The sequence below is a fragment of the Pseudomonas koreensis genome, assembly GCF_025447595.1.
Classification (GTDB): Bacteria; Pseudomonadota; Gammaproteobacteria; order Pseudomonadales; family Pseudomonadaceae; genus Aquipseudomonas; species Aquipseudomonas koreensis_H.
This window is the reverse complement of record NZ_JAOEJU010000018.1, coordinates 12,402-34,219: the sequence shown is the minus strand read 5'-3', so window position 1 is coordinate 34,219 and position 21,818 is coordinate 12,402. Positions and strand designations below refer to the sequence as shown.

The following is a 21,818-nucleotide window of genomic DNA, read 5'->3' as shown; positions in this document are numbered from 1 at the left end:
TTCCTTGATCAGTCGGCGCGGGGCGGACTGTTCTGCTCGCCGAGGGTCTTGTCGTCGCTGATGGCAATGTGGGCGCCGTTATCCAGTTTGATCTGGCCGGCCGTCACCACCTGTTCGCCGCTCTGCACGCCCTTGTTGATCATTACCTGGCCATCGCGGCGTTCGCCGGTCTCGACGAACCTACGCTCGGCGATCAGCACCGGTTGGCCCTTGTCGTCCTTTTCGACGGTGCCGTCTTCGGCTTTCTTCTGGGTGACCACGTACGTCGAGTTGCCGTAGAGGGTGTAGGTAATCGCGCTTTCCGGGACCACAATGTGTTTCTGCGGGTCTGGCAGCAGCACCTCGACACTGGTGAACATGCCCGGCAGCAACTTGCCGTCGGGGTTGGCCAGGGTGGCGCGAACCAGAATGTTGCGGGTGGTGCTTTCGACGATCGGGTTGATCGCGGTGATGGTGCCGGTGAAGTTCTGGCCGGGATACGCCGCGACCGTAATCTGTACCGGCTGACCGATGGCCAGTTTCGGCACTGACTGTTCGGGCACATAGAAGTCGGCGTAGAGGCTGCTCAGATCCTGCAGGGTGGCGATCTTGGTGCCGCTGGCGAGGTAGTCGCCGATGTCGACGAGGCGGATGCCGATGGTGCCGCTGAAGGGCGCGACAATGCGTTTTTTGGCCAGCGCCGCATTGAGTTGATTGACCGTCGCCTTGTTCTTTTGCAACTGCGCCGAGAGCCGGTCGAATTCGCCTTTGGAGATGGCGCTGCTGCCGACGAGCTGGCTGCCGCGACCGTAATCCAGCTGCGCGAGGCCGAGATCGGCCTTGGCGGTTTCGAGGAAGGCTGCTTCAACGGCACTGTCCAGTTGCAGCAACGGTTGGCCGGCCTTGACCTTCTGCCCCGATTCGAATTTCAGCTCGGTGACGGTGCCGGCGTTCTCCAGGCTCAGGTCGACGCCTTGCAGCGCCTTCAGCGTGCCGACGGTGGGCAAGCGCATTTGCCACGGGCGCTCGATGGCCGTGGCCACGGCGACGCTGATCGGCGGCTTCGGTCTGGAAAAGCCCTGGATCATCGTATAGATCGAGAAGGCCTTGTAACCGGCGAGAAGCAGAACGATCAGCAGTACAACACCCAACATGATCAGCATGCGGCGACGCAGCATATTTCCAGTTCCTTGGAGAAAATCAGGCGAGACAGGCGGGCACATTACCCCGAGTCCGGCAGGGATTCCAACTGCCAGTTTTTACCGGGTATGAAGGGCGGCGATAGAAAAAAGCGGGGCCGCCGACCGAGCGGTCGGCGGCGAATCTCAGGCCATCAGATGAAGATGGTTGTCCCAGAGCCCTGCGGGCAAATCCAGCGGTTTGGCCAGCAGATCGTCCTGACGGCAATCGTAGTAGCGGCAGCGTCCCTGACCGGAGGTCACGACAAAACCGTCCTTCACCGCACCGACGCCGGCGCAGTCGGGTAATGGCGCGTCGAGGCGCACTTCGCCGCTGTCCAGATCCCAGATGAAGAAGCGGTTGCCGCGCGGTGCGGTCAGTGCCACCAGACGCAGGTCGCTGTGCACGGCGACGCTGGCGGTGTAATGACCCATCGACTGCAACTGATGCTCCGGCACCGGGAACGCCACGAATGGCTGGCCGGGACGCTTGATCGCCAGCAGCTCCGAGCGCTCGTGGGAAGGCCCCATGAATTGCTGGCCGGCGACGATGGTGCCGTCGCTGGCGATCCCCAGGTGGCGCACGCTGTTCATCTGCTGGGCGAGAGTTTCCTTGCTCAGCAGGGTGCCGTCGCGTTGCATCAGCACCAGGCTCGGTTCCATGGCGTCGAGGTTCATGTCGACCCGGCTTTCGGCCTCGGTGCGGATGCCGCCGTTGGCCACCACCAGGGTTTCACCGTCGGGCATCCACGACACCTGATGCGGGCCGAGACCGTGGGTGGAAATCTCGCCGCTGTGCACCAGCCGTTCGCCTTCGAACTTGTACACCCCGAGCAGGCCACGGCCCGGATCGGTAGTGTCGTTTTCCGTGGCGTAGAGGTAGTCGCCGCTGTGATGGATCACCGCGTGGCCGTAGAAGTGCCGGTTCGCCTGCGACGTCACGGTTTGCAGCAATCCACCGTTGCGCAGGTCGACCAGATAGCTCTCGGTGCCCGGCCGGCGGGCGACGAACAGCGCGATCGGCAGCGTCGGGTGATTGATGATGTCGTGGCAGCGCTGGCCGACTTCGGTGGCAAACACCTGGGTGCCGTCCAGCCGATAGCCGACGGCGTAGTGCTTGCCGTCGGTGTCGTCCCGCGCCGACAGCAGCAGCGGGCTTTGGTCCTTGCGTTTGAACAGCGTCCAGCCGCCCAGCGTCACTGCTCCCAGCAGCAAACTACCTAAAGTCAGAGCCTGGCGTCGCAGCATGGCACGTGCCCTCATCAGTCACCGTCGTTGGCGTTGAAGCCCAGTTGGATGCCCAGCGCCTTGGCCAGCTCGCCTTCGTGCAGGCGGTGGACGACGTTGAGGCTGTCGTAGATGTCGTTGAGCTGTTGGCGACCAGCATCGTCGTTGAGCATTTCGGTCAGCGAGCGCTGGGTGCTGCCAAACAGTTTGAGCGACGCCGCGTAGGCTGCATCGATCTTGTCCGCCAGCGGCTTTTGCTCGGTCGGCAGCAGGCCGCGCAGGCCTTTGTTGTCGACGCCTTCCCAGACAGTTTTGGCCGCTGCGAGGCTGGCTTCCAGCGACTCCATGGACGACTGGCTGCGCCATGCATCGGCCTGGAACGGCTGAGGCACGCCCTTGCTCTGACGGCCCATCGGCGTGCCGAGTTTTTTCTTCAGGGTGTCGAGGGCGGTGACCTGTACCCGCAGCAGATCGGCGATCGCTTCGTGGGAGTCGGCATAGCGCTGGTTCGGGAACTTGCTCATCTGCGCGAGCATGCCGTCGGTGTTGTTCCAGCTGCTGAGGATCTCTTCGGCCAGTTGTTTCTGACGCTCGCCGATGGCCACCAGCAGTGGGCAGTATTTGGCTTTCTGCGCGTCGTTGGTCACGTCAGGCTTGGCGTCGAACAGGATGTACTCGTAAGCGGACAGGCCTTGAACCACGACGCTGGACTTGGCCAGGGCGGCGGCGTCGATCTGCGGCTGCGCGGTGACCAGTTGCTCGACCTGACGGCCGACCAGGTTTTTCTTGTCCGGCCAGAACTGCACCTGCCACGAACGGTTGCCCTCGGCCAGCGGGCCGATCAGCAGCGGTTGCAGCTCGGCCCAGGCTTTCTGCGCATGCAGGAAGTCGGCACGGGCGGTGTCCAGCGACTCTTTGCCCTGGCAGTAGGCGAGGGCACTGACGGCCAGTTGCTTGTCAGCTTCGACCCAGCGGGTGTAGGTCGGCAGGATCACCGACTCGGCGATGGCCGCCGAGGTGACGGCTTGCGGATCCTGCGGCGAGCACGCGCCGAGGGCCAGTGCGGCAAGGCTGGTGAACAACAGCTTGGGACGGAACATGTCGGGCTCCCGATTCTTTTAAGTGTTTAAAGTGAGTTCAAGAACGCCAGCAGCGCGGCACGCTGCTCGGCATTGAAAGACAAAACCTGTTGCTGCGCCGCCTTCGCTTCGCCGCCGTGCCAGAGCACGGCTTCGAGAAGGTTGCGGGCGCGGCCGTCGTGCAGAAACTGGGTGTGGCCGCTGACCGCCTGCGTCAGGCCGATGCCCCACAGCGGCGGGGTGCGCCAGTCGCGGCCGGAGGCCTGGAATTCAGTACGCTTGTCCGCCAGGCCTTCGCCCATGTCATGCAGCAGCAGATCGCTGTACGGGCGAATCACTTGATTGGCCAGTTCAGGTTCGGCCGCGTTGGCGGCGGTGGTGTATTTCGGTGTGTGACAGGACTGGCAACCCGCCTGGAAGAACAGATTCTTGCCGGCCAGCACCTGCGCATCGTTGACGCCACGGCGGGCGGGAACGGCGAGGTTGCGACTGTAGAACAGCACCAGGCGCAGGATGTTGTCGCTGACTTCAGGTTCGCCGTCCGGGCCGTTGCCGTTCGGCGCCTGTTTGCAGGCGGTTTGCGCGTCGGTGCAGTCATCAAACGGTCTCAGGCTGGTGGTCAGGCCCATATCACCAGAAAACGCGTGAACATTTTGTTGATTGAGGTTCGGTTGGCCGGCTTTCCAGCCAAATCGACCCATGACGGTCTTTTGCTGCTCATCGTCCCAGACCCGGTTGGGCCGGCCGTTGATGCCGTTGTTCTCTTTGGCCTGCGCGGCAGCATTGGCGAGGATCGCTTCCTCGGGGATCGCTTCGAGCAGGCCCAGGCCGATCATCGGCGGCGCGACACGCGCCGAGAAACGTGTGTCCGGGTGCATCGGGCCGTAGCCGAGCTGGGTGATCTGCAGGACCGGTTTACGCAGCTCGACCTCGGTGCCGTCCTTGAAGCGTACCGGAACCGGCGTGTAATCGACCCGCACCTTGCCTTCTGGCGCGACACCGGGAACGGCCATGTCCTGAAACTGACCGCCGTAGACCGGCTCGGGTACTACGCCAACCTGTTCGATGACCTTGGCATAGGCCGGCGCATCGGGAATCGACAGGCGCACCAGCATCGACACCGCGTTGGCCGCATCCGGCGTCGGTGGATGGCCGCGGCCGTCCTTGATGTGGCAGTTCTGGCAGGCGTTGGTGTTGAACAGCGGGCCGAGGCCATCGCGGGCGGTGGTGGTCGACGGCGCGATCACCCACGGGCTGCGAAAGAAGCTGTTGCCGACGCTGAAGTCCACCCGCCGCGAAGGCGGCAGATTGGCGGACGGCAGGGAAAACGCGTTCTGATCGCTCTTGCGCACGGTCGCCGCGCCGCCGGAACGGGCCTCACCCGGCTCGGCCTTGGTGAAACGCGGGGCGTCATCGCAGGCACTCAGGCCCAGGGCCAGAAACAGTGCGGACAAGCGAAGAGGCAGCGAGGGCATCAGACTTCCTGCAAGAGGGGCGAATTTAAAGGCGCAAAGTCTAACAGGGCGAGGGGGTTTGAATAAGAGGAATTATCGTTTGCTTGATGCAGGGCAGGGGTTTCACAAATCTTAAGGCTGGGTGCAAACCTTGTGGGAGCGAGCTTGCTCGCGAAAGCGCTGGTTCAGCCACTGATGCATTGCCTGACAGGACGCTTTCGCGAGCAAGCTCGCTCCCACAGGTTTTGTGTATGGCAGGCATAAAAAAGGCGACCCGAAGGTCGCCTTTTTTAACGCGGACGCTGTGATCAGAACTCGTGATCGGCGTTGTCCGGGTTCAGGTCGCTGATGCCCAGTTTGCCGGCAGCGGCTTCGATCGAGCCGGTCTGCTTGACCAGCGAAGCGATGGCATCGCGGACGATCTGGTTGCCGGCGGTGTTGCCCGCGGCGATCAACTGGTCGTAGTGCTCACCCTTGTTGGCGTGATCGACCATGACCTGGATCTTGGCTTCGGTGGCAGCCAGATCGGCTTTCAGCGCGGTGTCGGCAGCCGGGTCGACCTTGGCCACCAGCGACGACAGGCTGGCGCCGGTCATTTTGGTGCCGTCGACACGGGTGTACTCGCCCAGGTAAACGTTACGAATGCCCTTGGCATCGTAGAAGTGCGAGTTGTGGGTGTTATCGCTGAAGCAATCCTGTTCGTCTTCCGGGGAGTTCGCTTCCAGGGACACCTTCATGCGCTCGCCGGCCAGTTCGCCCAGAGACAGGCTGCCCATGCCGAACAGCATTTTGCGCAAGCCGCTTTCAGCCGGTTCGGCTTCCAGGGTGGCGCGGTAGTTGTCGGCCACGTTCGGCTTCCAGTTGCCGACCATTTCTTCCAGGTCGCTGACCAGCAGCTGGGTCACGGCTTTCAGGTAGGCGCGACGACGGTCGTTGTGACCGCCAGTGGCGTCTTTGCCTTCCAGGTAGTCCGAAGCCGGACGGTTGCCGGCGCCAGGGCCGGTGCCGTTCAGGTCCTGGCCCCAGAGCAGGAATTCGATGGCGTGGTAGCCGGTGGCAACGTTGGCTTCGGAACCGCCCAGCTCGTTCAGGCTGGCGAGTTTTTCCGGGGTGATGTCCTTGACGTCAACCTTGTCTTCGCCGACCTGTACTTCGGTGTTGGCGATGATGTTGGCGGTGGCGCCCGGGTTGCCCAGTGCGTGCTCGTAGGACTTGTCGACGTAGTCGATCAGGCCCTCGTCCAGAGGCCAGGCGTTCACCTGACCTTCCCAGTCGTCGATGATGGTGTTGCCGAAGCGGAACACTTCGCTCTGCAGATAAGGAACACGGGCGGCGACCCAGGCAGCCTTGGCGGCTTTCAGGGTGTCGGCGTTCGGCTTGGCGAGGAATGCGTCGATGGCGGTTTGCAGGGTTTTCGCGGTGGATTCGGCATCGCTGTAAACGGCGAAGACCATGTCGGCGTAGTGCGAGACAACGGCTTTGCCGGCGGCTTCGTCGACTTTACCGGCAGCAGCAGGCGCAGCCGGTGCCGCAGTGCTCGCAGCCGGAGTCGGCGCAGGAGCGGCGGCCTTTTCTTTGTCTTTACCTTCGCCGCAACCGGCGAGGGAAATAGCGATGGCCAGCAGACTGGCGGTAGCCAGAGGCATACGAATCATGGCGAACATCCTGCTTCGGTAATTGAGTGGACAGGCGCGGGGGTGCGCAAAAGCTGCGACATAATGCAAATCTTTCGCATTATGTGTAAAGGGTTGTAGCTGGAAATATTTCCTATTTGCGCAGGACTTGCGCTGGATCAACCGCGCACACCATGCCCGCCGGATCAAGCATTTTGCCGGGCTTTGCAGGCAGGTTTCAGAGAATGGCCGCGTTGCTGCGTTGGGCCTGCTTGAGATAAACGCTCAGCTCGCGCGCCGGCAGCGGTTTGCTGTAGTGGTAGCCCTGACCTTCGTGGCAGCCTTCGGAGATGATGTAGGTTTCCTGTTCGGCGGTTTCCACGCCCTCGGCGATCACCTGCATGCCCAGGCTCTTGCCCAGTTGAATGATGGCGCGAACGATGGTCGCGTCATCGTCGTCATCCAGCAGGTCCTGAACGAAGCTCTTGTCGATCTTGATCTTGTCCAGCGGAAGACTCTTGAGATAACTCAGCGAGGAGTAGCCGGTGCCGAAGTCGTCGATGGCGATCAAGGCGCCGGAGCGGCGCAGGCTCAGCAAGTGCTGGGCGGCGGTACTGATGTCTTCCATCAGGCCGGTCTCGGTGACTTCCAGCTCCAGACTGCGCGGCGGCAGGCGGTACATCTGCAACAGGTTGTTGACCACCCGTGGCAGCTCGGCGTGGTGCAGTTGCACGGTGGACAGGTTGACCGCCATGCGCAGGTCGACGAAGCCCTGATCGTGCCAGTCGCGCAGTTGTTTGCAGGCCTGATCCAGCACCCACTCGCCGATAGCGATGATGGTGCCGTTCTGTTCCGCCAGCGGGATGAACAGGTCCGGCGGCACCAGACCATGTTCCGGATGCTGCCAGCGGATCAATGCCTCGACCCCGACTACGCGATGATCGCGGTAGCTGATCTGCGGCTGATAGACGAGGTAGAACTGATCGCGTAACAGCGCATCGCGCAGGTCTTTCTCCAGCTCGCGACGGCGGCGCATCTCGCTGTCGACACTCGCGATGTAGAACTGATAGCGATTGCGCGAGCGGGTCTTGGCCAGGGTCATGGTCTGCTCGGCTTTCTGCAACAGCTTCTCGGTGCTGTCGCCATCCTCCGGGAACAGAGTGATACCGATGGTGGCGCGCAGACGGATTTCCTGATGATCGAGGGCGAACGGGGCCTCCAGATCATCGAGGATGCTTTGCGCCAGCTCTGCCGCTTCGTAAGGCTGTTCGATATCGGCCTGGACCAGGGCGAACTGGTCGCCGCCGAGACGGGCGAGCGCACCGAGGCGGCCGCTGTGGGCACGCAACCGGTCAGCCAGGGCCAGCAGCAACTGGTCTCCGGTCTGATAGCTGAATTGTTCGTTGATGCCTTTGAAGTCATCCAGACCTACGCACAGAACGGCGACCCGGCGCTGCAGTTTGCCGGCATCCACCAGAATCCTGTCCAGTTGCTGCTGTAATTGCTGGCGGTTCGGCAGGCCGGTGAGAAAGTCATACTGGGCCATGCGCAACAGGCTGTTTTCCGCTTCGTGGCGCAGGTGAGTGTTACGTTCGATGGATTCGAGCAACTGGTTGGCAGTGTTGATCCAGATGCCCAGTTCGTTTTTTTCGTGGCCCTTGAGTTGCGGAATCTTGTGTTCGCTGGGGCGGTCAGGGTTGATCTCGGTGAGGTGTTCGATGATCCGCGACAGCGGTTTGGTCAGCAGCCAGTGATAGACCAGATACAGCACCAGGCCCATGGCCAGAGCGCGCAACACGCCGGAAATGAAGATGATCACCGAGCTGACAATGAACCCCTGACCGTAGGTGGCCGTGTCGAGGGTGATGCTCAGGTCGCCGTAGTATTCGCTGTACGGGCCGCGCCCCACCAACTGGGTGGTGAACGTGCGTTCCTGACCCAGGATCAGGTCGGTCAGCCAGCGGCTGCTGGAATGCTGTAGCTCACGGGATTTTTGCGCGAGCATCGCTTCGTTGGGATGGCCGATGGAGGCCTGGCGCACGGCATCGTCCTGGAACAGGCCTTCGATCACCTGCATGCCCATCTCCCGGTCCAGGCTGTAGACCGCCTGGGTCGAGGGGTCGCGGAACATGTCGAGGATGCGTTCGGCATCGCCGGCGACGGCCTGGCGTGTTTTATAGGCATCGAAAACAATCTGCGCGCAGCTCAAGACCACACCAACGATCAATGCCGACAGGAGCACGACCCGGAGCAACTTCACCGACAAGCTGTTCTTGAGTTCCAGCTTCAAAGGGTTATTCCTTGTTCCGTGCGGGTAGCGTCAAGTTGCCATGAGTATTGGCAATCCCGTGTTGGCAGTCAAAGGGACAATCGGGCCCTGGAAAATTTGTCCGTGGCCTTGGCCGAAATGCTGCTGTCTGGAGCATTTGCCCTATTTGTACTGTGTCGGTAGTTTTGCTCTCCAACTTGAGGGGTGTCGGACAATTTTTCCTTTTTTGATGTTAGTTCGCCGTGGCCTGGGAGCAAGGCGACAAGGTCTGCTTTGCGTGTGGGAAAAGGCCTTGATTGCGACGCAGGTCACTTGAAACCGATTCCCGGGCAGAAAAAAACCCGGCAATGCCGGGTTTTTTCGGGGACGCAGCTTAAGCGGTGAAGGTCTTGCCTTCGAACTGCTCGGCCACGAACTTCCAGTTGACCAGGTTCCAGAACGCCTCGACGTATTTTGGACGCAGGTTACGGTAGTCGATGTAGTAAGCGTGTTCCCACACGTCGCAGGTCAGCAGCGGGGTGTCGCCGCTGGTCAGCGGGTTGCCGGCGCCGATGGTGCTGGCCAGAGCCAGGGAACCGTCAGCCTTTTTCACCAGCCAGCCCCAGCCGGAACCGAAGGTGCCGATCGAGGTTTTGCTGAACTCTTCCTTGAACTTGTCGAACGAACCGAACGCCGCGTTGATGGCTTCAGCCAGTGCGCCGGTTGGTTGACCGCCGGCGTTTGGCGCCAGGCAGTTCCAGTAGAAGGTGTGGTTCCAGACCTGAGCGGCGTTGTTGAAGATGCCGCCCGAGGAAGTCTTGACGATCTCTTCCAGGGTCTTGCCTTCGAACTCGGTGCCTGGCACCAGGTTGTTCAGGTTCACGACGTAGGTGTTGTGGTGCTTGTCGTGGTGGAATTCCAGGGTTTCCTTGGAAATGTGCGGCTGCAGGGCATCGTGTGCGTAAGGCAGCGGCGGCAATTCGAAAGCCATGATGATTCTCCTAATCAGGTCTGTTGCGGTGAGCGCAAGGCCGATCACGGGCGGCCAGAAATGCACCGGCGAGTTTTTACTCTTTGCGGCGCAGGGTTCGGATCATAGCACCGGGGGTGCGGCTTAACCACGCAACAACTGTGTGGGATAGAGGTTCCAGAGCCTTTTGGAATAATTCAGGAAGCCAATATCAATTGCCCCGCCACCGTGAACATCATCACCGCCACCAACAGATCCAGAATCCGCCACGTACTCGGCCGTGCCAGCCAAGGGGCAAGCCATGCCGCGCCGAACGCCAGGGTGAAGAACCACAGCAGCGAAGCACTTGCCGCGCCAACGACATAAGCGCCGGGCACCGACTGTTGCGCACCGAGAGAACCGATCAGCAGAACGGTGTCGAGATAGACGTGCGGGTTGAGCAACGTCACCGCCAGTGCGCTGAGCATTACCGCCCGCAGCGAACGCACGGTCTGGTTTTCACCCTGTTGCAGGCTCTGTTTCGAACAGGCCCGGCGCAACGCCTGGCTGCCGTACCAGATCAGGAAGATTGCGCCGCCCCAGCGGGCCACCGCCAGCAAAGTGGGGTTCTGCGCCAGCACCGTGGCCAGACCGAAAACACCTGCCGCCACCAGCAGCGCATCGCAGGCGACGCACAGCGCGGCGACCGGCAGGTGATGTTCACGCCGAAGGCTCTGCGCCAGGACAAAGGCATTCTGGGTGCCGATCGCCATGATCAGCCCGAACGCCACCAGCAAACCGTTGGTATAGCTTTGCCACATGACGGTTACTCCGCGTTGGCTGCGAGATCACGCAGCACTTGCATGGCGCGTTCGGCGTCGGCCTGACCGACGAACAGATGGTCGTGGTAATAACCGGCGATCACGTTGCAGCTGATGCCGGCCTTTCCCAGTGCGGTGGCGAATGCGGCGGTCAGGCCGACGGCTTCCAGCGCCGAATGCACGTTCAACGTGATCCAGGCCGCGACGTAGTCGAAGCTGAAACCGGCGCGCTCGGCGTGGGAGCGTTCGAGAATCACCGTCAGGCCTTCCTGTTCACGGAAACTGCCTACGATCTCCAGGCCGCTCGGCAACTGGCCGTCGCGCAAGGTGCAGAACACATATTCGCCGGCATTGAGCTGCGGGCTCATGCTGCGCAGCAGGGTGGTCAACGAGGTTTCGCCAGCCATGATGGTGGTCCTTGATAAAGAGTGCTTGCTGGCTATTCTCCCGGTTGACGCGGTATAAGAAAAACCAATAGTGCTGATCGCTCATTAGGAAAACTGATGTTCGACTACAAATTGCTTTCCGCTCTGGCCGCCGTGGTCGAGCAGGCCGGATTTGAACGGGCGGCGCAGGTGCTGGGTCTTTCGCAATCGGCGATTTCCCAGCGGATCAAACTGCTGGAGGCGCGGGTCGGCCAGCCGGTTTTGGTGCGCGGCACGCCGCCGTCGCCGACCGAGATCGGCCGGCGTCTGCTCAACCATGTGCAGCAGGTGCGCCTGCTCGAACGGGATTTGCAGACGCTGGTACCGGCGCTGGACGAAGAAGGCCTGCCGGAGCGCCTGCGCATCGCCCTGAATGCCGACAGTCTCGCCACCTGGTGGGCCGAGGCCGTGGGCGACTTCTGCGCCGAACAACATCTGTTGCTCGATCTGATCGTCGAAGACCAGACCGTCGGCCTCAAACGCATGCGCGCCGGTGAAGTGGCCGGTTGCCTGTGTGCCAGTGAGCGGCCGGTGGCGGGCGCTCGCAGCGTGTTGCTCGGGGCGATGCGCTATCGGGCGCTGGCCAGTCCGGCGTTCATTGAGCGCCACTTTCCCGATGGTGTGCGGGCCGAACAATTGCCGCGCACCCCGGCGCTGGTGTTTGGCCCTGACGATTTTCTCCAGCATCGTTACCTCGCGTCCCTCGGCGTCGATGGCGGTTTCGAACATCACCTGTGCCCGTCTTCCGAAGGTTTCATCCGCCTGACCGAAGCCGGGCTCGGCTGGGGACTGGTGCCGGAATTGCAGGTGCGCGAGCAACTGGAGCGCGGCGTGCTGCGTGAACTGTTGCCAGATAAACCGATCGACGTGCCCTTGTACTGGCATCATTGGCGCAATGGCGGTCAGTTGCTCGGTCTGTTGACCGAGCAATTGGTGCGCTCGTCGGCGCAATGGCTGGTGCCGTTGGACTGACGGCCAGCGTCAAGACTCACGAATCAGGCAAAACGAAAGACAGCGGAGCTCTACATGAAAATTCTGGTCACCGGCGCAAGCGGCTTCATTGGCGGACGCTTTGCGCGTTTCGCCCTGGAGCAGGGCCTGGACGTACGGGTCAACGGTCGCCGGGCCGAGGGTGTCGAGCATCTGGTGCGTCGCGGTGCCGAGTTCGTTCAAGGCGATTTGAGCGATCCGGATCTGGTGCGTGCGCTATGCAGCGATGTCGAAGCCGTGGTGCATTGCGCCGGTGCGGTCGGCTTGTGGGGCCGTTATCAGGACTTCCATCAGGGCAACGTGCAAGTTACCGAAAACGTGGTCGAGGCTTGCCTGAAGCAACGGGTTCGGCGGCTGGTGCATCTGTCGTCGCCATCGATCTACTTTGACGGTCGCGACCATCTCGGCCTGACCGAAGAACAAGTGCCCAAGCGCTTCAAGCATCACTACGCCGCGACCAAATACCTGGCTGAGCAAAAGGTCTTCGGCGCCCAGGAATTCGGCCTCGAAACCCTGGCCCTGCGCCCGCGTTTCGTCACCGGTGCCGGCGACATGAGCATCTTCCCGCGCTTGCTGAACATGCAGCGCAAGGGCCGTCTGGCGATCATCGGCAACGGTCTGAACAAGGTCGATTTCACCAGCGTGCACAACCTCAATGAAGCGTTGCTCAGCAGCCTGCTGGCCGACGCCTCCGCGCTGGGCAAGGCCTACAACATCAGCAACGGCGCCCCGGTGCCGCTGTGGGATGTGGTCAATTACGTGATGCGCAAGATGGAAGTCCCACAGGTCACCAAGTACCGTTCCTACGGGCTGGCCTACAGCGTGGCGGCGCTCAACGAAGGTGTGTGCAAGCTCTGGCCCGGGCGTCCCGAGCCGACCCTGTCGCGACTGGGCATGCAGGTGATGAACAAAAATTTCACCCTCGACATCAGTCGCGCCCGGCATTATCTGGACTACGATCCGAAAGTCAGTCTGTGGACGGCTCTCGATGAGTTCTGTGGCTGGTGGAAGGCCCAGGACATTCGTTGATACGAATCTGCCGGCCGGCACTGAACCGCGCCACGGCTTGAGGGTCAACCCCAGCGGCCGCGGGGTTTATACTTCGCCCCAATCTGCCATCACCGCGTTTCACAAAGGTTGCCTCAATGTCCATGCGTAACGATGCCCACGACGATTTCGACGATGTACCGAGCCTGCGCGCCGACACCCTCGATGACGACGATTTTCCGGCCACCGCCCGCACCTCCGCGCATTCGCGCACGCCGCCGGTGGTCAAGGTCAAGGCCGCCAGCACCGGGCCGTTGTGGGCACTGGTCGGCGCGTTGTTTTTCGCCTTCATCGGTCTTGCCTGGTGGAGCTTCCAGCAGATTTCGCTGATGGAGCAGCAACTGGTGGCGACCCAGGAAAGTTTCGCGCGCATCAGTGAGGAAGCGGCGGGGCGCCTGCAGGATATTTCCGGCAAGGTTGTGGCCAGCCAGACCAACGTCACCACCGACAGCGAAGCCCTGAAACTGCAAATCAAACAGCTGCAAAGCGCGCTTCAGGATCAGAGCAAACAGCAGCAGGGCGTGGCCGGGCAGGCGACAGATCTGGACAAGCGCCTGGCGCAGATGACCGCCCAGACCACTGAACAACAGAACGCCAACACCCAGTTGCAGGCCCAGGTCAAAGCCCTGAGCGCCGAACTGGCCACGCTGAAAAGCACACCGGCCGACACCAGCAAAGTCGACGCCCAGCTCAAGAGCTTCGATGCACAGGTGAAGGGTTTCGATGCACAGTTCAAGAGCCTCGGTGCCGACATCACGGCCCTGAAAAAACAAGGCGGGTCGAACGCTGCGATCGATCGTCTGGAGCAGGAAATCGTCATCCTCAAGAGCGAGCAGGACAACCGTCCGGCCGGCGCGCAGGGCGGCACCAACACTGCCGAGTTCGATGCGTTCCGTGGGCAGATGACCCGCAACATCAACACCCTGCAAGCGCAGATCCAGAACCTGCAACAGCAACTCAACGCCCGTCCGTAAGCTTCTTGTGTGGTGAGGGCGCGAACGCCCTCGCCACAGCAACATTCAGAAGCTTTCTGAATATCCATACATGCCTTCAGGCCGTCTACGCTCTTGAAACACCAACAAGAACGAGGGATGCGTCATGGGGTTTGTGCAAAAGCTGGCCTGGCTCGGCGCGGTGCTGTTGTTGAGTTTCGGACAGGCCAATGCGGCCACGGAAAAGGACGACAGCAAGGCTGCCATCGCCTTGCTGGAAAAGGCGCTGGCCTACTATCACGACAACGGCGACAAGGCGTTCGCGGCATTCAGCCGCCAGGGCGAATTCGTCGACAAGGATCGCTACGTGTTCGTGGTCGATACCAAGGGCGTGATGCTCGCCAGCGGCGGGCCGTCGTCGGCATTGATCGGTCGCGACGTCAGCGAAGTCCTCGGGCCGGACTTGCAGAAGTCCTTCAAGGACGCCTTGAAAGTGCCGGAAGGCAATGGCATCCAGCAGGCCGAATACCGCTGGCAGAACTGGTCCGACGGCAAGGTCGAGCGCAAGCACGTTTACTATCAACGCATCGGTCAGCGGATTCTCGCGGTGGGTTATTACCTGCCGCGTGCGTCGGCGGAGCAGGCGAAAGCGTTGCTCGACAAAGCGGCCATCGATTTGACCAAGGACGAGAAGGGCACGCTGTCCGCGATCAACTCGCTCAAGGGCGGTTACCTGCAGGACGACCTGTATGTGTTCGTGGTCAATCTCGACAACAAGCGCTACGTCGCCCACGGCACCAACCTGCGCCTGATCAACACCGATTTCGCCAAGGTCGATGACCCGGAAGGCAAACCGGTGGGCGAACCGATTCTGGCGCTGATCGGCAAACAGGATGAGGGCGAGTACGAGTACCGCTGGAAAAACCCGGTGACCGGCAAGGTCGAGGACAAGCATGCCTATCTGAAGAAGGTCGGGAACATGCTGGTGGCGGTCGGTTATTACAGTGCTTGAATGCACTTTCCTTGTGGGAGCGGTGTTCGTTAGTCAGCGGGCGCCGTGTTCACGCCCGCGCAACAGGCGGTTCGGCATCGCAATCGCCGCCGCCAGCCCGAGCAGCGACACCGCCGCGCTGACCATCAGCAAATGCCGGAACGTCACCAGCAATTCGGCACGCAAGGCATTCTGCGCATCGCCGGGCGCCGCGTTCAGACCGTCGAGCAGCACGTTGCCGGAATGCCCTTCGCTCATCAGCGAGCTACCGGCCAGGTGGGCGAAACTGGAATCCTGCAACAACGCCAGCAACAGCGCCGACATCAACGCCACCCCCACCGCACCGCCCAGTGAGCGGAACAGGTTGGTGGTGCTGGTGGCGACGCCGATGTCCTTTTGCTCCACCGAGTTCTGCGTACCGACCAGCGAGGTCGGGAACTGCATGCCGCCGGCGATCCCGCTGAGCAACATGAACAGGCTGCTGAGCAGCGTCGCATCGGGCGGGCTGAAGGCCATGCCGAGGATCGAGATAGGCATCAGCAGCGCGCCGGTGAGAATCTGTGGTTTATAGCGACCGGTGATCGAGGTGCGACGTCCGGCGAAATACGCGCCGATCGGCAAACCCATCGCCAGCGGCAGCAGGTGCAATGCCGCGCTGTCGGCCCCCGCGCCGGTCACGCTCTGAAAGCGCAGCGGCATCAGCACGATCAGGGAAATCGCCTGGAAGCTGCAAAAGAAAATCGTGCACCAGCACAGCAGCGCACTGCGGTTGGTGAACAGGTGCATCGGCAGCAACGGCTCCCGGGCGCGTCGTTCGTGCCAGACGAACACCGCCAACACCGCCACCGAGCAAGCGAACAGACCGAGCACTTCGCTGCTGCGCCACGCATGGCCCTGGCCGACCTGAGTGATCGCCAGCAACAGCGCCGTCAGGCCGATGATCATCAGCAGCGTGCCGAGATAATCGATGACCGGTTTGCGCTGGGGAATCGGCAGGCCGATCAGGTTGCGTCGCGCCACCCAATAAGCGCCAAGGCCCAGCGGCAAGTTGATCAGGAACACCCAGCGCCATGACAGGTACTCGGTCATGTAGCCGCCGAGCACCGGGCCGGCAACGCTGGCCACCGCGTACATGCTGGAGAAATAGCCCTGGTAGCGCCCGCGTTCGCGAGGCGGGACGATGTCGCCGATGATCGCCTGACTTACCGAAATCATCCCGCCGGCACCGATGCCCTGGAAAATCCGCGCCAGTACCAGTTGCTCCATGCTCTGGGCCATGCCGCAGAACAGCGAGGCGAGGGTGAACAGGCCCATGCCGAACAGCATCAGTTTGCGTCGTCCGTACAGGTCGCCGAGCTTGCCGTAGATCGGCACCGCCACGGTCATCGCCACCATGTAGCCGGAAATCACCCAGGCCAGCAGGCTGACGTCCTTGAACTGGGCGGAGATGGCCGGCATGGAAACGGCGACGATGGTCTGGTCCAGCGCACCGAGAAAGATCGCCATCATCAGCGCGACCAGCACGCTGCGAATGGCCGGTTTGGGCGTTTCGGGATGGTTGAGATTGGTCACGGGCAAAACCTGCGGGCAGTGAGTGTCCCGCAGATCGCCAGGCGAGCGGGGATGCTCGCCAGTGTAAGTCGGTAGCAGGCTATTCGATAGCCTCATAAGGAAGCCCGACGTAATTTTCTGCAATGGTTTTTTGACCCGCCTCTGAACTGACAAAGTAGTCCAGTTCCGAAGCACAGATCCGCTGGCTGAAATCATCATGCTCGTCGAAGCGGTGCAGCATCGAAGTCATCCACCAGGAAAACCGTTCGGCTTTCCACACCCGGCGCAGGCAGATCTCCGAATATTTCTCCAGCAAGTCAGTGCGACCTTCGCGATAGACCTTCAGCAGAATCCTGAACAGCGTGCTGACATCGCTGGCTGCCAGATTCAGACCCTTGGCGCCGGTTGGCGGAACGATGTGAGCCGCATCGCCGACCAGAAACATCCGCCCGTATTGCATCGGTTCGACCACAAAACTGCGCAGCGGCGCGATGCTCTTTTCAATCGACGGACCGGTCACGAGTTTCTGCGCCAGATCCTCCGGCAGACGATTGCGCAGCTCATCCCAGAAACGCTGATCCGACCAGTCGTCGACGTTTTCCTCAGCGGGCACTTGCAGGTAATAGCGGGTGCGAGTCGCCGACCGCATGCTGCACAGGGCGAAGCCGCGCTCGTGGCGGGCGTAGACCAGTTCATCGTGAATCGGTGGCGTGTCGGCGAGAATCCCCAGCCAGCCAAACGGATAAACCCGTTCGAAGACTTTCAGGCAATCCTCGGGAATCGACTGCCGGGCCACGCCGTGGAAACCGTCGCAACCTGCGATGTAATCGCAATCGACGCGCCAGGTTTCGCCGTCCTTTTCGAAGGTGACATAGGCTTCGTCGCTTTTCATGCCACAGGGAACGACATGGCTGGCTTCATAGATTGTCTGTCCGCCGGTCTCCCGACGAGCGGCCATCAGGTCGCGAGTGACCTCGGTCTGGCCGTAGACCATCACGGTTTTTCCACCGGTCAGGGCTTGCAGGTCGATGTGGATCCGGCGCCCGTCGAGGGCCAGTTCGAAACCACCGTGCACCAGACCTTCAGCGTCCATCCGCTGACCCACGCCAGCCTCGCGTAACAGCTCTACCATGCCTTGTTCAAGGACGCCGGCGCGAATTCGGCCGAGCACATAGTCAGGTGTCTGTCGCTCCAGAATCAGGGTGTCGATGCCGGCGTTGTGCAGCAGTTGGCCGAGCAATAATCCGGACGGACCGGCGCCGATGATGACGACTTGGGTTTTCAGCGTTTTCATTGTTTTTATGACTCGCAAGCTTCACGCGACAACGGCCGGTGAATGATTTTCAGGATTCGAGTGCTTGCATTTTTCCCTTGCGGGTCTGTCAATTGAAGGTGAAAACTGAGCCGATACCTGTACATTCTGCCAATCGGTGCGATTATCGCCCGCAAACCTCGAGGCCTGGATTGAAGTGATGAACAAGCCTGACCTGCCTTCGATTCCGGTGTTCAAGCTCTACGGTGAAAGCCTGGACTGGCCGACCCCTGACTTGCTGCACTGTGAAACCATTTCCAAACGCAGCCGCGAACACCAATGGGAAATCAAACCCCACCGCCACGCCGATTTGTGCCAGTTGCTCTTCGTATTCAAAGGTCAGGCAGAGCTTGAAATCGAAGGTCAACGCACGCAACTGAACGAAGCCGCGATCCAGATCCTGCCGCCGTTATCGGTGCATGGATTCCGTTTTTCCGAGGACGTCGAAGGATTCGTCGTCACCCTCGCCACACCGTTGATCAACCATTTGCAGGCGCAACTGGGCAGCGCGGTGCAGGCCCTGGCCCAGGCCGAAAGTTATCCGGCGGGCAAGGACGCGGACTACCTCAACAGTCTGTTTGCTGCGTTGCAGGCCGAGTACAACGGCCATCAACCGGCGCGGGAAATGCTCATGCATTCGCTGGTCAGCGTGATCATGGTCTGGGTCAGCCGCCAGGCGATCCACCGTCACAACGCCACGCAACGCCCGCAGCGTCAGCGCGAATACCTCAATGGCTTTATTCAACTGGTAGAGGAAACGTACAGACAGCACGTCAAGGTCGAGGACCTGGCCCATCGGCTGGGGATTTCCGTCTCGCACCTCAACGGCACCTGCCGAGAACTGGCGGGGCAACCGGCGTTGCAGATCATGCATGAGCGTCAGTTGCTGGAAGCCAAGCGTCTGCTGACTTACACCAGCATGACCATTTACGAGATGTCCGAAGTGTTGGGGTTTTCCGATCCGACCAACTTCACGCGCCTGTTCCGGCGCCGGGTGGGGATCTCGCCAAAGGCGTTCCGCGACCGACTCAAATCCGAGCAACAAGAGAGTGAATAGGTGGGAGCGAGCTTGCTCGCGAAGACGGTGTATCAGCTGGCAACTTTGCCACCTGACACGCCGCGTTCGTGAGCAAGCTCACTCCCACTGACGTCCTGTATCAGCGCAGGGCGTTGAGGGTGGCGTTGTGAGGGATGCAGCGCTCGAAGTTGCAGCTCGCGTACTCACGGGGCAGTTGCCGCAACTGCTCCACGCGCCATGCCGCGGTGCCGTACAGCGCCAGCGTGGCCGCGCAGGTGATGAAAATCGCGAGGTATCTTCTTGTTCTGGTGTTCATGGCGTTGACCTCTGAACGAATACCCTTGGGTACTGTTTTCAGCATAGGTCAGCGCCGTGGAGTTGCCAGCAGCTCTGCGAACGGGATTACAGCCCGATATCCCACTGCGGGTTTTCGGGAAAACGCTGCACCAGAAAATCCAGCATGCAGCGCAGCGCCGCCGGCATGTGCTTGCGCGAGGCATACACGGCGTAGATGTTCATCTGCCGCGGCTCGGCGTGGGGCAGCAGGCGAACCAGTTCGCCGCTGTGTACATGCACCCCGGCCTGATAGGTCGGCAGCATCGCCACCCCGGCGCCAGCCAGGGTCGCGCGCAGCAGGGTGCTGGCTTCGTTGGCGCTGATGTTGCCCTGCACCGGCACCGAGACCGGTTCGCCATCCTCCTCGAAATGCCACAGGCTCTTGCCGAAATAGGAATGGGTCAGGCAGTTGTGCCGGCTCAGATCCTCGACCCGCTGCGGCTGCGGATGCTCCTGCAGATAGGCGGGTGCGGCGCAGACCACCGAACGGCAGACCGTCAGGCGCCGGGCGATCAGATTCGGATCAAGGTCATTGCTGGTGCGGATCGCCAGGTCGATGCGCTCGTCCACCAGGTTCACGGTGCGATCGAGCATTTGCAGGTCGATGTTCACCCCCGGATACGCTTTGACGAACGCCGCCATGGCATCGGCCAGTTGCGCCTGGCCGAACGAGGTGCTGACGCTGATCCGCAGCAAACCCCGCGGCGCATCGGCGGGTTCGCTGACGGCGGCCTGCATGTCACCGGACAGCTCCAGCATCTGCCGGCAGCGCGGCAGGATCTCGTTGCCGGCGGCGGTCAGGCTCAACTTGCGCGTGGTGCGGTGCATCAGGCGCGCGCCGACCCAGTCCTCCAGTTCCGCCAGATAGCGCGACACCACCGGCCGCGACAGGTCCAGGTGATCGGCCGCCGCCGACTGGCTACCCAGATCCACCACCGTGACAAACACCCGCATTGCTTGGAGACGATCCATGATTTGCCCGCTTTCAGAAACAAACTATGTTCAAGCATCGCATTTTTTGTAACGAGTCTGGCAACTAAGCTCTGTCCCCATCGCCAAGCACGGCATTCGAACAGCGGAGCAACCCATGATCGGCTTCACCACCTTCAAGCGCGTTTTACTGGCCACCGCCACCCTCGGCTTTGCTGCCCACGCAGCGGCTGCGAACCTGACTCTCGACGTCTACAACCCGGGCACCCATGCGATCTTCCCGGTGACTTCGGTGCTGGTCAGCGGCGAGAAGGACGCGATTCTGGTGGACGCCCAGTTCGGCAAATCCCAGGCCGAGCAAGTGGTGGAAAAGATCCGCGCCAGCGGCAAGCAACTGACCACCATCTACATCAGCCACGGTGACCCGGATTATTACTTCGGTCTCGACACCCTGACCAAAGCGTTCCCGAATGCCAAGGTGCTGGCCTCACAACCGACCGTTGATCACATCAAGCAAACCGTCGACGGCAAACTCGCTTTCTGGGGCCCGAAAATGGGCGCCGACGTGCCGGCCAAAACCATCGTGCCGGGCGTGCTCAAGGGTGACAGCCTGATGCTCGAAGGGCAGAAGTTGCAGGTGGTTGGCCTGGAAGGCAAGCAGCCGGATCGCAGCTTCGTGTGGATCCCGTCGCTGAAAGCCGTGGTCGGCGGTGTGGTTGTCGCCGAGAACATCCACGTGTGGATGGCCGACACCCAGACCGCGCAATCCCACACCGACTGGCTGGAAACCCTGCACTCGATCGAAACCCTGAAACCGAAAACCGTGGTGCCGGGTCACTACCTGGGTGACAGCGCCCGTTCGCTGGCGGCCGTGAAATTCACCGCCGACTACATCAAGGCCTTCGACGAAGAAACCGCCAAGGCCAAGGACTCTGCGGCACTGATCGCCGCGATGAAAAAACGCTACCCGACACTGGGCGAAGAGAGCTCGCTGGAGCTGAGCGCCAAAGTCGCCAAGGGCGAAATGCAGTGGTAACCCGATTCTGAAAAACGCAGCACTCTCAAGCCAACTGGAGAATGTCATGAGCAAGATCGCAATCATTGGTGCCACCGGCCGTGCCGGCAGCCAATTGCTGGAAGAAGCCCTACGTCGCGGCCATAGCGTCACAGCCATCGCCCGGGATACCTCGAAGATCGGCGCCCGCGCCGGTGTGGTCAGCAAGAATGTCGACGTGCTGGATGCCGCTGCGTTGCAGGACGCCGTCGCCGGTCACGATGTGGTGATCAGTGCCGCGCATTTCGCTACGGTGCCGGCCAGCGCGCTGATCGGTCCGGTGAAACAGGCCGGGGTGAAACGTCTGCTGGTGGTCGGCGGTGCCGGTTCGCTGTTGCTGCCGGACGGCACTCGCGTGATCGACAGCGCCGGGTTCCCGGCCGAGTACAAGGCTGAGGCCAGCGCCGGTGCGGCGTTCCTTGATGCCCTGCGTCAGGAAAAGGAACTGGACTGGACGTTCCTGTCGCCGTCGGCGCTGTTTGTCGAAGGCGAGCGCACTGGCAAGTTCCGGGTTGGCAAGGATGACTTGCTGGTGAGTGCCGAAGGCCAGAGCTCGATCACCTTTGCCGACTACGCGATTGCGCTGATCGACGAAGTGGAAACGCCGAAGCATTCGCGTCAGCGGTTTACGGTCGGTTACTGAGTCTCAACACCGATCCAATGTGGGAGCGAGCTTGCTCGCGA

At 61.5% G+C, this 21,818-nt stretch carries 20 protein-coding genes; 7 read left to right on the top strand and 13 right to left on the bottom strand.

Annotated elements, in window-relative coordinates; genetic code table 11:
* Positions 1 to 8 precede the first annotated feature (8 nt).
* The 9 genes from N8H71_RS20390 to N8H71_RS20350 all read right to left on the bottom strand — a co-directional run bounded on the left by N8H71_RS20390 (position 9) and on the right by N8H71_RS20350 (position 10,955).
* A complete protein-coding gene (locus N8H71_RS20390; protein ID WP_262195401.1) occupies positions 9 to 1,157 on the bottom strand; it encodes an efflux RND transporter periplasmic adaptor subunit in 1,149 nt (382 codons plus the stop codon).
* Between the two features lie 147 nt (positions 1,158 to 1,304).
* The gene (locus N8H71_RS20385; RefSeq protein ID WP_262195399.1) at positions 1,305 to 2,405 is read right to left on the bottom strand and encodes a DUF1513 domain-containing protein; all 1,101 of its coding nucleotides are present in this window, start codon (positions 2,403 to 2,405) and stop codon (positions 1,305 to 1,307) included.
* A 14-nt stretch (positions 2,406 to 2,419) separates the two neighbouring features.
* Positions 2,420 to 3,484, bottom strand: coding sequence for an imelysin family protein (locus N8H71_RS20380; protein WP_262195398.1), 1,065 nt, complete (start codon positions 3,482 to 3,484; stop codon positions 2,420 to 2,422).
* 26 nt (positions 3,485 to 3,510) lie between these two features.
* Positions 3,511 to 4,938, bottom strand: a complete 1,428-nt coding sequence (locus tag N8H71_RS20375) for a di-heme oxidoredictase family protein (protein WP_262195397.1) — start codon at positions 4,936 to 4,938, stop codon at positions 3,511 to 3,513.
* Between the two features lie 287 nt (positions 4,939 to 5,225).
* Entirely contained in the window at positions 5,226 to 6,572 is a 1,347-nt protein-coding gene (locus N8H71_RS20370; protein WP_262195395.1) for an imelysin family protein, read from the bottom strand.
* 196 nt (positions 6,573 to 6,768) lie between these two features.
* On the bottom strand, positions 6,769 to 8,820 hold the full coding sequence (locus tag N8H71_RS20365; RefSeq protein WP_262195393.1) for a putative bifunctional diguanylate cyclase/phosphodiesterase: 2,052 nt from the start codon (positions 8,818 to 8,820) through the stop codon (positions 6,769 to 6,771).
* 352 nt (positions 8,821 to 9,172) lie between these two features.
* Positions 9,173 to 9,769 carry a superoxide dismutase gene (locus N8H71_RS20360; protein WP_003227660.1) on the bottom strand — a complete coding sequence of 199 codons (597 nt, stop codon included), beginning with the start codon at positions 9,767 to 9,769 and terminating at the stop codon, positions 9,173 to 9,175.
* Between the two features lie 176 nt (positions 9,770 to 9,945).
* Positions 9,946 to 10,548 (bottom strand): LysE/ArgO family amino acid transporter, encoded by a 603-nt coding sequence (locus N8H71_RS20355; protein WP_262195391.1) that lies wholly within the window; start codon positions 10,546 to 10,548, stop codon positions 9,946 to 9,948.
* Between the two features lie 5 nt (positions 10,549 to 10,553).
* On the bottom strand, positions 10,554 to 10,955 hold the full coding sequence (locus tag N8H71_RS20350; protein ID WP_085709558.1) for an ACT domain-containing protein: 402 nt from the start codon (positions 10,953 to 10,955) through the stop codon (positions 10,554 to 10,556).
* 96 nt (positions 10,956 to 11,051) lie between these two features.
* On the opposite strand from N8H71_RS20350, the gene N8H71_RS20345 reads away from it, so the two are divergent.
* The 4 genes from N8H71_RS20345 (at position 11,052) to N8H71_RS20330 (ending at position 14,954) form a co-directional block, all read left to right on the top strand.
* The gene (locus N8H71_RS20345) at positions 11,052 to 11,945 is read left to right on the top strand and encodes a LysR family transcriptional regulator ArgP (RefSeq protein ID WP_085606712.1); all 894 of its coding nucleotides are present in this window, start codon (positions 11,052 to 11,054) and stop codon (positions 11,943 to 11,945) included.
* 54 nt (positions 11,946 to 11,999) lie between these two features.
* Complete coding sequence (locus tag N8H71_RS20340) at positions 12,000 to 12,992, top strand: NAD-dependent epimerase/dehydratase family protein (protein WP_085684455.1); 993 nt, start codon at positions 12,000 to 12,002, stop codon at positions 12,990 to 12,992.
* 116 nt (positions 12,993 to 13,108) lie between these two features.
* Entirely contained in the window at positions 13,109 to 13,984 is an 876-nt protein-coding gene (locus N8H71_RS20335; protein WP_262195388.1) for an ATPase, read from the top strand.
* A 124-nt stretch (positions 13,985 to 14,108) separates the two neighbouring features.
* Positions 14,109 to 14,954 carry a cache domain-containing protein gene (locus tag N8H71_RS20330; RefSeq protein ID WP_262195386.1) on the top strand — a complete coding sequence of 282 codons (846 nt, stop codon included), beginning with the start codon at positions 14,109 to 14,111 and terminating at the stop codon, positions 14,952 to 14,954.
* Positions 14,955 to 14,987: 33 nt separating this feature from the next.
* Here the strand turns inward: N8H71_RS20330 and N8H71_RS20325 are convergent, their stop codons facing one another.
* Positions 14,988 to 16,505, bottom strand: coding sequence for an MDR family MFS transporter (locus N8H71_RS20325; RefSeq protein WP_007953269.1), 1,518 nt, complete (start codon positions 16,503 to 16,505; stop codon positions 14,988 to 14,990).
* Between the two features lie 79 nt (positions 16,506 to 16,584).
* Entirely contained in the window at positions 16,585 to 17,778 is a 1,194-nt protein-coding gene (pobA, locus tag N8H71_RS20320; protein ID WP_262195385.1) for a 4-hydroxybenzoate 3-monooxygenase, read from the bottom strand.
* A gap of 178 nt (positions 17,779 to 17,956) precedes the next feature.
* On the opposite strand from pobA, the gene N8H71_RS20315 reads away from it, so the two are divergent.
* Positions 17,957 to 18,853: a helix-turn-helix domain-containing protein gene (locus N8H71_RS20315; protein ID WP_085684444.1), complete on the top strand. Its 897-nt coding sequence runs from the start codon at positions 17,957 to 17,959 to the stop codon at positions 18,851 to 18,853.
* 100 nt (positions 18,854 to 18,953) lie between these two features.
* Here N8H71_RS20315 and N8H71_RS20310 read toward each other — a convergent pair whose 3' ends face one another.
* Positions 18,954 to 19,130 carry a hypothetical protein gene (locus N8H71_RS20310; protein WP_007953274.1) on the bottom strand — a complete coding sequence of 59 codons (177 nt, stop codon included), beginning with the start codon at positions 19,128 to 19,130 and terminating at the stop codon, positions 18,954 to 18,956.
* 86 nt (positions 19,131 to 19,216) lie between these two features.
* Complete coding sequence (locus N8H71_RS20305) at positions 19,217 to 20,122, bottom strand: LysR family transcriptional regulator (protein WP_205350829.1); 906 nt, start codon at positions 20,120 to 20,122, stop codon at positions 19,217 to 19,219.
* A gap of 115 nt (positions 20,123 to 20,237) precedes the next feature.
* Here N8H71_RS20305 and N8H71_RS20300 point away from each other — a divergent pair, with 115 nt between their 5' ends.
* The gene (locus N8H71_RS20300) at positions 20,238 to 21,116 is read left to right on the top strand and encodes an MBL fold metallo-hydrolase (RefSeq protein ID WP_262195381.1); all 879 of its coding nucleotides are present in this window, start codon (positions 20,238 to 20,240) and stop codon (positions 21,114 to 21,116) included.
* Positions 21,117 to 21,162: 46 nt separating this feature from the next.
* Positions 21,163 to 21,777, top strand: a complete 615-nt coding sequence (locus N8H71_RS20295) for an NAD(P)-dependent oxidoreductase (protein WP_192562219.1) — start codon at positions 21,163 to 21,165, stop codon at positions 21,775 to 21,777.
* Positions 21,778 to 21,818 lie beyond the last annotated feature (41 nt).